This window comes from Pseudactinotalea terrae (assembly GCF_009733845.1).
Lineage (GTDB): Bacteria > Actinomycetota > Actinomycetes > Actinomycetales > Beutenbergiaceae > Pseudactinotalea > Pseudactinotalea terrae.
In genome coordinates, this window is the sequence record NZ_WNXZ01000001.1 from 364,775 (window position 1) to 377,719 (window position 12,945).

At 70.8% G+C, this 12,945-nt stretch carries 9 protein-coding genes; 6 read left to right on the forward strand and 3 right to left on the reverse strand.

Features of this window, described 5'->3' with window-relative positions; translation table 11 throughout:
* Positions 1–53: 53 nt before the first annotated feature.
* On the forward strand, positions 54–4,475 hold the full coding sequence (locus GPA03_RS01680) for a lamin tail domain-containing protein (protein ID WP_156250266.1): 4,422 nt from the start codon (positions 54–56) through the stop codon (positions 4,473–4,475).
* Between the two features lie 13 nt (positions 4,476–4,488).
* Here GPA03_RS01680 and GPA03_RS01685 read toward each other — a convergent pair whose 3' ends face one another.
* Entirely contained in the window at positions 4,489–4,995 is a 507-nt protein-coding gene (locus GPA03_RS01685; protein WP_156250267.1) for a MarR family winged helix-turn-helix transcriptional regulator, read from the reverse strand.
* A 46-nt stretch (positions 4,996–5,041) separates the two neighbouring features.
* Between GPA03_RS01685 and GPA03_RS01690 the strand changes: the two genes are divergently transcribed.
* Positions 5,042–5,755, forward strand: a complete 714-nt coding sequence (locus GPA03_RS01690) for an SDR family NAD(P)-dependent oxidoreductase (protein WP_156250268.1) — start codon at positions 5,042–5,044, stop codon at positions 5,753–5,755.
* Here GPA03_RS01690 and GPA03_RS01695 read toward each other — a convergent pair.
* Together GPA03_RS01695 and GPA03_RS22755 are read right to left on the reverse strand one after the other, a co-directional pair.
* Positions 5,745–6,668: a DUF4349 domain-containing protein gene (locus tag GPA03_RS01695; protein ID WP_162458224.1), complete on the reverse strand. Its 924-nt coding sequence runs from the start codon at positions 6,666–6,668 to the stop codon at positions 5,745–5,747. The genes GPA03_RS01690 and GPA03_RS01695 overlap by 11 nt on opposite strands.
* A gap of 287 nt (positions 6,669–6,955) precedes the next feature.
* The gene (locus GPA03_RS22755) at positions 6,956–7,543 is read right to left on the reverse strand and encodes a YbjQ family protein (protein ID WP_156250270.1); all 588 of its coding nucleotides are present in this window, start codon (positions 7,541–7,543) and stop codon (positions 6,956–6,958) included.
* 122 nt (positions 7,544–7,665) lie between these two features.
* Here GPA03_RS22755 and GPA03_RS01705 point away from each other — a divergent pair, with 122 nt between their 5' ends.
* The 4 genes from GPA03_RS01705 (at position 7,666) to GPA03_RS01720 (ending at position 12,944) form a co-directional block, all read left to right on the forward strand.
* On the forward strand, positions 7,666–8,826 hold the full coding sequence (locus tag GPA03_RS01705; RefSeq protein ID WP_156250271.1) for a Gfo/Idh/MocA family protein: 1,161 nt from the start codon (positions 7,666–7,668) through the stop codon (positions 8,824–8,826).
* A gap of 127 nt (positions 8,827–8,953) precedes the next feature.
* Positions 8,954–9,547 carry a PadR family transcriptional regulator gene (locus GPA03_RS01710; protein WP_156250272.1) on the forward strand — a complete coding sequence of 198 codons (594 nt, stop codon included), beginning with the start codon at positions 8,954–8,956 and terminating at the stop codon, positions 9,545–9,547.
* Positions 9,544–10,275, forward strand: coding sequence for an ABC transporter ATP-binding protein (locus GPA03_RS01715; RefSeq protein WP_156250273.1), 732 nt, complete (start codon positions 9,544–9,546; stop codon positions 10,273–10,275). The genes GPA03_RS01710 and GPA03_RS01715 overlap by 4 nt, the downstream gene beginning before the upstream one ends.
* Before the next feature lie 2 nt (positions 10,276–10,277).
* Positions 10,278–12,944, forward strand: a complete 2,667-nt coding sequence (locus GPA03_RS01720; protein ID WP_162458225.1) for an FtsX-like permease family protein — start codon at positions 10,278–10,280, stop codon at positions 12,942–12,944.
* The last annotated feature ends 1 nt before the right edge of the window (position 12,945 follow it).

Here is a 12,945-nt window from a genome sequence, read left to right on the forward strand (position 1 = left end):
TCGTCTGCGCTCCCTAGCGTGAGGGGGTTCGTCGCCGACCTGAAGGTTCACCTGTGTCCACGCATCGTCGCTTCGCACCCCTGCTCGCACTGACTGCCGCGGCCTCGTTGGGAGGTGCGCTGGTGGTCCCCTCGGTGCCCGCGCAGGCTGCACCCGGGGAGAGCGTGCTCGTCTCAGAGGTCGTGGTCGACAACGTGGGCGACGACAACTTCGAGTACCTCGAGGTCCACAACGCGACCGCTGCGCAGGTCACGATCGGACCCGAGGGGTTCTCCCTCGCCTACATCTATGCCGACGACACCGACACGGCTCGGGATGTCCCTCTCGTCCCCGAGACACCTGTGCCACTGGCCGCCGGTGCGACTGCGGTGCTGTGGCTGAGCTACACCTCGGGCACCGGTGCGGTCGACTCCTTCGCGTACACCGAGGAGGACTTCCGGGCCCACCACGGCATCGCGGCCGGCACTCAGGTCGTGCGCATCACCGGCCAGGCAGGCATGTCCAACGGCGGTGGCCGCGGGGTCCGGGTGCTCGATGGCACCGACATCGTCGGCTGGTCCTTCTACCCGGCCGGGTCCGTCGGCGCGGACCAGGCCGCTCATTTCCAGGTCCCGGCCGCACCGGGTGCCGCGATCCTGCACGCCGGCCCGGCGGCGCCGTCGCCCGGCACCGTGACGCCGGAGCAGCTGATGCCCGGAGTGACCGAGCCGGATCCCGACCCCGACCCGGAGCCCGAGCCGCAGCTCGTACCCGACCCCGATGTGGTCACCGCGGCCCTTCAGGTCACCGAGGTGCTGCCGGACAGCGGCAACGTGGGTTCTGCCGACGGCTACGAGTTCATCGAGCTCTTCAACGCCACCAGCGAGCCCATCGACCTCGCCGACTACGCGCTGGTCTACCTCTACCCGCAGGACACCGCGGTCAACACGAACGAGGCGCACTGGCCACTGGTGCCCGACGACGTCGTGATCGCGGCGGGGGATACCCTCGTCATCTGGATCAAGAACGGCCAGAACGACGACCTCGACGGCGCAGCCTTCAACTCGTACTTCGGCAGCGACCTGGTCCTGGGCGCCGACCTGGTGGAGACCTTCGTGGGCGGCATGGCCAACGGGAGCCCGCGCGGCATCGCGATCCGCACCAGAACCGGCTTCGACATCAATCGCGCCTACTACAACATGGGCGGCGCAGACGACGTCTCGGCCGACCGCAGCATCCGGTACCAGGTGACCACCGACCTCCGCCTGCAGGAGATCGTCGAGGCGGGTGCGGTCCCGAGCCCGGGGCGTGTGCAGGCCGATCAGGTGCCGACCGGCCTGATGATCCCGGAGGTCGACGGCGCAGCCCCCACCCTGACCGACCTCACCCCCGAGGAGATCGACCCGGCCGCCGACTTCGTGATCGAGGCGCAGATCACCGATGACATCCAGGTCCGCAGGGTCACGCTCGAGCTGCGCAACGACGTCGACGCCGACTCGCTCACCGTCAACCTCACGCACGACCCGGGTGCACCCGACAGCTACCGGCACACCGTGGTGGCCGCCGACCTGATCGGGAAGCACTGGTATTCCTACCGGTTCCACGTGTCCGACGGCGCCCGCACGATCTCGACAGATGACGTCCAGGTCGCGGTCACCGGCACCTCGAGTGATCCGCTCCGGCTCGGTCTCGCCGAGGGCGCGGTGCTCGCCGGGAGCGTCCCGGTCACCGCCGGCGCCGACACCTACCCCTCGACGCTGGAGCTGGCGGTCGACGGGACCGCGGTGCCGAGCGACGCCTCGCTCGAGCAGCCACCGGTGTTCGTGTTCGCTGAGTCGCAGACCGACTTCTACTTCCGCAACGGGGTGCGGGTCGGCGAGGACGTGCTGCTGATCTTCGACGAGGGCAGCTACGCGGACACCGTCACCCGGTCGACTCCGGTGCCGCTCGAGCACCTGGTGCCCGGAGAGCCGCTGGTGGTCTCGGTCTGGGCCGGCACCAAGGCGGGGCCGTGGATCGACGAGGCGGAGAACAACGACGACTTCGTGATCTCGGCCATTCGACTGGTGCTGCCGGACGGACGCACTCTGACACCAACGGGCTACGAGAATCCCGCGCAGCTCATCCAGATGGGCGACAGCGCCGGAAAGAACGACGTCTACGACTCGGCCTTCACGATCCCCGAGGATGCCTGGACGGGGCGCACCTTCACGTGGGACACCACCCTGGTGAGCGACGGCGCACACGTGGTCTCCGCCGTCGACGGCGAGCACGAGGTGAGCGTCTCTGTGCTGGTCGACAACACGCCGCCGGTGGTGACGCCGTCGCTCGCCGAGGGCGCCACCTATCAGGGCCAGATCGTGCTCGACGCCGAGGTACGCGATGCGACCTCCGGCACCGCGTCGGTCAGCGCGACGCTCGACGGCGCGGCGATCGAGCTCGGTCACGTCACGTCCTCGGTCGTTCTCGGGGCGGGCGAGCACGTGCTGGAGGTCGTCGCTGCCGACGATGCGGGCAACACCACCGCGAGCACCACCACGTTCCTCGTGCCCGAGGAGATGCCCGAGACGCTCTCGTTCGATCCGGAGGACGGCGCCGTGGTGGCGCCGGGCGACATCGCGTTGCAGGCGCGCGTCGAGGACCCGACCGCTGACGACCTGGACGTCGCGTTCTACGAGGGCCACCGGTTCGACGCCGACGACGCGGAGGTCACCGCGACATCGGGCACCGTCAGCGATGCGCTCGACCTGGACCGCAGCGGCGGCACGGCCGGGCTGGGTGACATCAGCTCCGGGGACGGCTTCCCCTACCAGCAGCTCGAGATCCAGGTGCCTGCTGACGCCGGGGACTCGGCGCGGGTGCGACTGACCTGGGACGGCACGGCGGAGGTGGGTGCCGACGTGATCCTGTACGCGCTGGCTGCCGACGGCAGCTCCTGGGACGAGGTGGACCGAGCGGCGAGCGCCGGTGACCCGATCGAGCTCAGCGGCACGGTGACTGTCGGGGCGCACGCTCGCGACGGCGTCATCACCGCGCTGGTGCAGCACTCGGAGGGCTTCGCGGCGGCGCCGCAGTCGGATCGCGACACGGTCGTCAGCGGCGGCCATCCCGACGACGTGCCGCGCTCGGAGTACGACTTCACGATCGCGTGGGAGTCGGACACGCAGTACTACAACGAGGAGTTCTACGACCACCAGGTCGCGATCCACGACTACCTGCTCGAGCGGCGCACCGATCTGGACCTGCGGTACGTGATCCACACCGGTGACGTCGTCGACGACTACGACCAGCCCTACCAGTGGGCCAACGCGTCGCCGCAGTACGCGCGGTTCGACGACGTCGGTCTCCCGTACGGCGTGCTCGCAGGCAACCACGACGTCGGCCACCAGCTCGCCGATTACTCAGCCTTCAGCGAGCACTTCGGGGAGGCCCGCTACGCCGGCAACCCGTGGTACGGGGGCAGCTACGCCGACAACCGCGGTCACTACGACCTGATCTCGGCGGGCGGCATCGACTTCCTGATGCTCTACATGGGCTGGGACCCCGGCGACGAGGCGATCGACTGGATGAACGAGGTGCTCGCGCGGTACCCGGATCGGGTCGCCCTGGTGAACCTGCACGAGTACATGCTGACCACAGGCGGCCTCGGGCCGATCCCGCAGCGGATCCTCGACGAGGTGGTGGCGCCCAACCCCAACGTGCGGATGGTGCTGTCCGGTCACTACCACGACGCCTTCACGCGCATCGACACCTTCGACGACGACGGCGACGGTGTCGACGACCGCACGGTGCACGCCATGCTCTTCGACTACCAGGGGCTGCCTGAAGGCGGACTCGGCTATCTGCGTCTCCTTCACTTCGACAACGAGGGCGAACGCATGATGGTGCGGACCTACTCGCCGTCGCTCGAGCGGTACAACTCCGACGACCCCACCCTGCTCGGACCGGAGGGCGACCCGTACGCCTTCCAGGAGTTCGAGATCGGCTACGCCGCCCTCGGGATCGAGCCCAGCGACCGCACCCTCGCAGCTGAAGGCTTCGAGGTCGAGGTGCTCACCGACAACGTGATCGCGTCGGTGGAACAGGTCGAAGAGGCGTCAGGCGGCGGGGTGCAGGCCGGCTCGCGAATCCTGCCGATGCTGATCTCGGGTTCGGTGGCGACGGCGACGTGGACCCTCACCGACCCGGGCGAGTACGGCTGGTACGTGCGCACCGCGGACCCGTACGGCGCGGTCGACGACTCGGTCGTCAACCGGCTGGTCGTCGACGCCGGCGGTGACGGTGACGGCACCGACGGCGGGGGCTCCGCGCCCGGCACAGATCCCGGCCCCGGCGGCCCGGACATGGTGGACGGCCCCGGCTCCGTCGACGACGACCAGCCGCTGCCTGTCACCGGTGCCTCGCCGGCGTGGGCGGCGCTGATCCTGGCCGTTCTCACCATCGGCCTCGGTCTGGTGCTGCGGGCAGCGGCCGGCCGCCGCCGAACGCGACGGTGATCGGCCGGTCCCGCTAGCCCTCGGGCATCGAGTCCAGCCACCGTGCCAGCAAGCGTTCGAGGTCGGCCAGCTCGGAAGGGTCGAGACCGGCCGTCGTCGCCGTGTCCGCCTCGAGCACCTGGAGCGCGCTGCGCTCGACCAGCTCGTGCCCGGCGGCGGTGAGGAGCACGTCGACGCTCCGACCGGCACCGGGTCGCCGCTCCACGAGCCCCTCACGCTCGGCGCGGGCGACGCGCTGCGAGACGGCACCCGCGGTGACCAGGCAGCGCATCGCCAGTTCGCGTGTCGTCAGCGCGTAGGGATCGCCCGCGCGTCGAAGGGTGCTCAGCAGGTCGAGCGTGGCGCCGTCGATCCCGAGCTCGCGAAGGGTGCGCTCACGCGTGCGGCGCAGCCGGCTCGCGACCGACTTCGCCAACCAGATCGCGGGTAGCGAGGAGGTCGCGGCGCCAGGCATCTCCCGCTGCCACGCCGCCGCCACCGCGTGGGCAGCCGCCTGCTCTCTGGCTACGTGCTCGACCATGGTGCTAGCCTAACGTTTAGGTCTAAACGTTGAAGGAGCGGGAACAGTGACACGACGGGTGCTCGTCACCGGAGGTTCGCGGGGGATCGGCCGTGCGATCGCATCTCGGTTCGTCGACGACGGCTGTGAGGTCGTGCTGACAGGGCGGGGCGAGGAGGCCGAGCGCACCGCGCAGGAGATCGGCGCACGCGCGCTGCCTCTCGATCTGTCCGATCGGGCGACGATCTCCCACCTGGCCGAGCGGGTGGGGGAGCTCGACGTCCTCGTCAACAACGCAGGCGGCTTCGTGGGCCGGCCGCCGAGCGGTGCGCCGGACGTCGAGGCGATCGCCGATCACTGGGAGCGCACGCTCCGGGTGAACCTCGTGGGGCCGGCGCTCGTGCTCGCGATGCTCGAGCCCGGGTTGCGCGACGGCGGCGCGGTGGTCTCGATCGGATCGATCGGCGCCGAGTACGCGGGCAATCCGTACTCGGTCGCCAAGGCGGCGGTCCAGGCGTGGTCGGCCGGTGCGGCCGAGCGGCTCGGGGCGCGCGGCATCACGGCGAACGCGATCGCGCCGGGCTACGTCGCGGGCACCAACCTGTGGGGCGGCCCGGTCGCCGAGGAGCGCCACGCCTCGTTGGTGGAGCGCACGCTCGTGGGCCGGGCGGGCAGTCCTGCCGACATCGCCGAGCTGGCGTTCTTCCTGTGCTCGCCCGGCGCCCGCCACATCACCGGGCAGACCATCCACGTCAACGGTGGTGCCTTTCTCACGCGCTGACCTCGGGCGGCACCTGCCGACCCGGGGCCGCCGGCCGCCGTCGCCGCAGGATCACGAGCACGATCAGCGCCGGCACGCCGAGCGCCACGATCCACGGGAGGAGCGCTCCGATCACCACGAGCGCCGAACCGACGAAGGAGACGAGAGCGTTCCAGCCACTCTCCAGGCCACCGACGAACCCCCCTCGGGCCGCCGCGGGGGAGGCCGGCACAGACTCGAGCGAGACCGTGAGCGTCGACATCGCGACGCGGTTCGCCAGCGCGTCGCGCTGCGACTGCAGCGACTCGAGATCGGCCTGCCGCTCGCTGAGCGTCTTCTCCGTCGCCAGCAGGTCGGAGGTGTCATCGGCGCTCGCCATGATCTCGAGCAGTCGTTCGGTCGAGGTCTCGAGGGCGCTGATCCGGGCGTCGAGGTCCACGACGGTGCTGGTCACGTCCTCCTCCGACTGCGAGACCGACTGGACCTCGCCGACGTCGACCAGGTCCTCGATCACCTGGGTGAGGTCACCGGCCGGGATCCGCAGCACGAGCGAGGCCCAGCCGGGATCGTGCTCACCGGTACCGGCGTACTCCTCGCGGGCCTCCACGTGACCGCCGGTGGCTGCCGCTAGCGCCGCGACCTCGGCGGCCGCCGCCCGTGGGTCGTCGGTGAGCACCGCGACGTTCGCGGTGACGATCACCTGTCGCACGGTCACGTCCGTGGGGGTCATCGGGACCTCGGTGTCGGCCCCGCCGTCGTCCGAGCCCGCGCTGTCGGCGTAGTCGCCCGCTGCATCCTCCCCTCCGCCACCCGACCCGGCCGAGTCGCCGGCGCCGCTGGAGCAGCCCACGAGTGCGAGCAGGGTCAAGGTGATCGCGGCGACGGCGAGACGAGCGCGTCGCGACCCGCGCTGCGCTGGTTCCTGCGCGTCCACTCGCGAGCTTCGCTGGTTGCTCAGCGGCCACCGAGCGGCGCGGGTGGCCGCTGAGTGACCAACCGGCGGTGAGGATGGCCGCTGACTGAGGTTCGCGGGCTCGTCCCTGCGCACGTTGTCCATGCGGGAAAGGTAGGGACAGCGCTCACACGGGCGGAAGGTTTGTCACCTACTCGACGCACGATCGATGCTCTTCCGTGACCTACGTCGCCACTTTCCGGCACGAGCGCAACGAAAGATCGGGTCGCGACACAGGCTGTCGCGACCCGATCGGGGGCGTGGTTGGCTCAGCCCTGGCCGTACGGGGGCTGCTGCCCGTAACCGGGCTGCGGAGGCTGCTGGCCGTAGCCCGGCTGCGCCTGGGGCGGGAAGGGCTGCGCCCCGTACCCGGCGGCCGGCGGCTGCTGACCAGGCTGACCCTGCTGCGGGAACGAGGCCTGGCCGCCGTAGCCCGGCTGCGCGGGAACCTGGGTCGGGGCGGGGGTGGGCTGCGGCGCAGGCTGCGGGTGCTTCGCCTGCTCGGCTGACTGCTTGGTGGCGCCCTCCTCGCCCTCCTCGATCGGGGTCACCACGACAGCGGTACCGTAGGCACAGACCTCGGTGAAGGCCTGGGCGATGTCGCCGGTGTCGAATCGCATCGCGATCACCGCGTTGGCGCCCCGCTGCTCGGCCTGCTGCACCATGCGGGCCATGACCTCCTCGCGGGAGGCGTACACGAGCCGGGTGTACTCGTTGACCTCACCGCCACCGATCGCGCGGAAGCTCGCGACGATGTTCTGGCCGATGTTGGCGCTGCGGACGGTCATACCCATCACTTCACCGAGAACGGCGTCGATGCGATACCCGGGGACGGAGTTGGTGGTCACCACGATCATGCGCACATCCTTGCACCACGCGCCGCTCGAGGAGAGCACTAACGATGGCTGCTGCTGCAAGGTCTGGCAACGGGGTCGGCGCAGCCGGTGCTCAGCCCTAGCCTGACCGGCAGGAGGTCACAATGACTGAAGGACCAGTGAGGCTCGGGATCGTCGGGCACGGTGTGCAGGGTGGCAGCTACGCGCGTGCGATCCATGCGGGTGAGGTCGAGGGGATGGTGCTCGGCGCCGTCTGCGACCGGAACGAGTCCAAGCGGGAGGCGGCCCACGGTTACGGGGTCCCATACTTCGCGGACCACGAGGCGATGATCGCCAGCGGTGCCGTGGACGCCGTGGTCGCGACGGTGCCGCACTTCCAGCACCCGGAGGTGGTGATCGCCGCCCTGGAGGCCGGCCTGCACGCGCTTGCCGAGAAGCCTGCGGGTGTCTACGCCGCGCAGGTGCGGCAGATGAACGACGTCGCCGCGGCGCACCCGGACCTGACCTACGCGATCATGTTCAACCAGCGCACCAACCCGCTGTACCGGCGCATCAAGGAGATCGTCGACGGCGGTGAGATCGGTGCGATCCGCCGTTCCTCCTGGATCATCACCACCTGGTACCGGCCGCAGGTCTACTACGAGCAGAGCGCCTGGCGCGCCACCTGGGGCGGCGAGGGCGGCGGCGTGCTGGTCAACCAGTCGCCGCACCAGCTCGACCTGTGGCAGTGGATCTGCGGTATGCCCAAGACGGTTACCGCCAAGCTGGGCTTCGGGTTCCGGCGTGAGATCGCAGTCGAGGACGAGGCCACGATCCTGGCCGACTACGGCGACGGCGTGACCGGTACCTTCATCACCGCGACCCACGACCTGATCGGCACCGATCGTTTCGAGATCCTCGGCGATCGCGGCAAGATCGTGGTCGAGGGCTCGGCGCGAGCGACCGTGACCCGGCTCGACAAGGACGAGCAGGAGATCTCGGCGGCCGTGCCGCTCGAGGATGTCTTCAGGGTGGTCTCCGGTGGCAGCCAGCTGTACGAGAGCACGAGCGAGACGCTCGAGTTCGCCTCCCAGTGGGGCGGGCAGCACATGGAGGTGCTGCGAAACTTCGCGGCGAACATCCGGCACGGCGAGCCGCTGATCGCGCCCGGTTCCGACGGCATCAACGGCGTCAAGCTCGCCAACGCGGCGCACCTGTCGGCGTGGCTGGGCCGCGAGGTCGCCGTCGACGGCGAGGACGAGAGCTACCTGCGTGAGCTCAATTCCCGGATCCGTGCCGAGGGGCAGTTCCCCGAGCGCTCGTAGTCGTCGCTGATCGAGCGCGGCGTGCCCGACGACGAGCGACCGGACTCGACCCGCTCGTCACGACTCCCTGTGGTGGCAGGGTTACTCGGTAACCGCTATGGTTACCGGGTAACCGAGGGAGGCAGGGATGTCGGTCAAGCACGGACTGCTGGCGCTGCTGGCAGAGGAGCCGATGGGCGTGTACCGCCTGCGCAAGGAGTTCGAGGCACGCACGGGCGGGTCGTGGCCGGTGAACATCGGTCAGGTCTACTCGACGATGCAGCGCCTCGAGCGGGACGGCCTCGTCGCCAAGGTGGCAGCGCCGCACGAGGACGTCGATCTCTACGAGCCGACCGAGACCGGGCGAGCCGAGGCAGACGCGTGGTGGCGCACGCCCGTGGCACGCGGCGAGGTGGGGCGTGACGAGCTGGTCATCAAGCTCGCGCTCGCCGTCAGCGCGGTGGGTGTCGACGTGCGCGACATCGTGCAGGCACAGCGGTCGGAGACGATGCGCGCGATGCGCGACTTCACCCGGCTGAAGAGCCAGGTGCCCGCGCCCGGCGAGCCGGTCACCAGCCCTGAGCTCGCCTGGTCGCTCGTGCTGGACCACCACACCTTCACGGCCGAGGCCGAGGTGCGGTGGCTCGACCACATCGAGGCGAGCGTCGCGCGGGCGGTGCTCACGCCGTCGAGCGCGGGCACCACGACCACGGATCGCGACGAGGCCGAGGTGCCTCGGTGAGCGACCCGGTCCTGCTCACGTTGGAGGGCGTGCGCAGGGTTCACGGCTCAGGAGCACGGGAGGTCGTCGCGCTCGACGGCGTCGACCTCACCGTGCGCCTGGGCGAGCTCGTCGCCGTGATGGGGCCCTCGGGCTCGGGCAAGTCGACGCTGCTGAACCTCGCGGGCGGGCTCGACACGCCGACGTCGGGAACGGTGACGATCGCCGGCGACGTGCTCTCCGAGATGGACGCAGGAGGCCGTGCGGCGCTGCGCCGCAAGCGCATCGGGTACGTGTTCCAGGACTTCAACCTCATCCCTGCGCTCACCGCCGCCGAGAACGTCTCGCTCCCGCGAGAGCTCGACGGCGTGCCGGCCCGCAGGGCTCGCACCGAGGCGAGGGCGGCGCTCGCCGAGGTCGGCCTGGAGAAGCAGGCGCGGCGGTTCCCGGACGAGCTCTCGGGCGGCCAGCAGCAGCGGGTCGCGATCGCGCGGGCGCTCGTGGGACCGCGCCGCCTCGTGCTGGCGGACGAGCCGACCGGGGCACTGGACTCGGTGACCGGGGAAGCCGTGATGCGGGTGCTGCGCGCCCGGGTCGACGCCGGCGCCGCGGGTCTGCTCGTCACGCACGAGCCGCGGTTCGCGGCCTGGGCGGACCGCACGGTGTTCCTGCGCGACGGCAAGGTCGTCGACTCCACGGGCACCGACGAGCCCGAGGCACTGCTCGCCGACGCTTCCGCGGAAGCATGAGCATGGGCATCTGGGCGGCGCGGTGGCGGGTGGCGCTCCGGATCGCCTGGCGAGACGCCGCGCTGCACAAGGGGCGGACCGCGCTCGTCGTCGCGATGGTGGCGCTGCCGCTGCTTGCGGGCACGACGTTGATCACGGTGCTGCAGTCCGCCTACCCGACGCTCGCGACGACGGCCCAGATCGAGCTCGGGGACTCCGCCCAGGCACGAGTTCAGGCCACCGGGTGCGGCGCGGGCATGGTGCAGAGCGTCGACGGCCAGCAGTCGAGCTGCCTGGGTGAAGCTGCAGAGCCGCCGGACCCGCAGGCCGTGCTGGACGAGGCGTTCGGGCCGGACCTCGTCGTCGCACGCGAGCTGGTCGGCACCGTGAGCAACGGTGACGCGGCGCGGCCCTGGGACGTACGCGAGCTCGACGTGACCGATCTGCCTGGCATCGTCACACCGATCGAGGGTCGGCTGCCGTCGGCGCCGGGCGAGGGACTCATCGGTGAGTTCTGGGTGGAGGGCTTCGGCGGCATCGGTGACTCGATCGATATCACGGTCGGTGAGCAGACCACATCGGTGGAGATCGTCGGGATCACCGGGGATATCGAAGGCTTCTCGTTGGCGGTGCAGGAACCCGATTCCCAGTACCTCTACGTCGCGCCCGGCACGCTGCCGGGCAACGGCACCGCGTCGAGGCTCTGGTACGTCACGGGTGACCACGCGGTGACCTGGGACGACGTGCTCGAGCTCAACGAGGCCGGGTTGCTGGTCACCAGCCGTGCCGTGCTCCTCGACCCGCCCGCCTCGAGCGCGGTCCCGTTCGACGCAGTGAACGAGGATGACCTCCGCATGACGGCGTATATCGCCGGCATCGCGGCGCTGCTGCTGATCGAGGTGGTGCTGCTGATCGGTCCGGCGTTCGCCGTCGGCGCGAGGCGCCAGGCGCGTCAGCTCGCGCAGGTCGCGGCACACGGCGGCGCCCCCCGTGACCTGCGCAGGATCGTGCTGAGCAGCGGTCTGGTGACGGCGACCACCGGGGGAGTGATCGGCCTCGGTCTCGGCCTGACGGCGGGCGCGGCGATCTTCGGCGTGCTCGCGTGGCGAGGAACGCCACTGCCCAACCTCGTGCTGCCGACCTGGGAGCTGGCTGCCCTGCTGCTGCTGGCCCTCGGGATCGGTCTGGCCGCCGCCTGGATCCCGGCTCGGACCGCGGCGCGCGCCGATGTCGTCGCGACCTTGGGTGGGCGGCGGCACGAGGCGGCTCCGCGGAAGGGCGTCCCGCGCCTCGGCGTCGCCGTGGCTGTGCTCGGCGCGCTGACGGCAGTCCTCGGAGCAGTGATCGTCCGGCCGGTGGTGCTGCTCGGCGGGGTCGTGCTGCTGGAGGTCGGCATCATCCTGTCTGCGGGTGGGGCGATCGCGCTCGTGGCTGGGCTGGCGCCGCGGCTTGGTGTGGCCGGTCGGTTCGCGGTTCGTGAGGCTGCCCGCCATCGCACGAGGACGGGGCCGGCCGTCGCGGCTGTGATCGCCGCCGTCGCGGTGGCGAGCACGCTGATGATGTACGTCGCCGGCTCCGAGCGGGCTCAGCAGGACGCCTGGCAGCCCCTGGTGCCGCAGCCGAGCGTCGTCGTCCAGCTCTCAGAGGGTCTCGATCCCGCTGCGGGCGCAGCGCTGGTGGCCTCCGTCGCTGACGAGCTGGGCGATGACGTCCCCTTCGACGCGATCCACCCGGTCGTCGCGGTCGCGACCGGTGACCCGAGCGCGGCTGATCTCACGAATGTCGAGATGGAGATCGCGCCCGAGAAGACCTGCCCGTGGGACCAGCTCACCGACGCCGAGCGCCGCACCGACCCGAGCTGCAGCATCGTCCTCCACCGCGGTCCGTTCGGGACCATCGTCGACGACGGCACGCTCATGACGGAGCTCGGGATCGCGGACGACCGGGCAGCGCAAGGGCTCGCATCGGGGGGCGTCCTCGTCCCGGACGACATGTTCGTCTGGTCCGACGGGCAGGCGCATCTGCGCGTCGATGTCCACGACTCGACGTCGTCGGCCGAGCCTGAGATCAGGACCGTGACAGCCGAGGCGTCCGTCGAAGACTGGGCCGACCGGCTGGGATCGCTCATGGTCTCGCCCGAGGTCGCCGACGCGATCGGGCTCGGGTCGGTGACAGCAGGTGCGCTCGTCGTGAGCGCCGAGCCGCTCGATGACGCGGCCGTCGACCGGGTCCAGGGCGCCTTCTCCGCCGTCGATGAGAACGTGCAGGTCCTCCGGGACGACCCACCGTCGCCTGCCAACGGCGCCCCGATGCTGATCTCGCTGGCGATCGCGAGCCTGGTGGCCCTGGTCGCCACCGGTCTGGCCACGGGGCTCGCGGGATCGCACATCGCACCTGACCTGGCGACCCTGCTGGCGATCGGAGCGGCACCGCGCACCCGGCGGCGCATCGTCGCCGCCCAGGCCGTGGTGATCGCCGGGACCGGCGGTCTCCTCGGAGGGATTGCCGGGCTCTGCCTGGGTGGCGTCGTCGTGCTGTGGGAACGGGCGCAGGGCGCCTGGCCGGACTTCCCGTTCGTGGTGCCGTGGCAGATGGCGGCGCTCGTGGTCGCGATCCCCCTGGTGGCGGGCGGTGCCGGGTACCTGTTCACCCGGTCTCGGCTGCCCTTGGTTCGTCGCCTCGCAGAGTGAC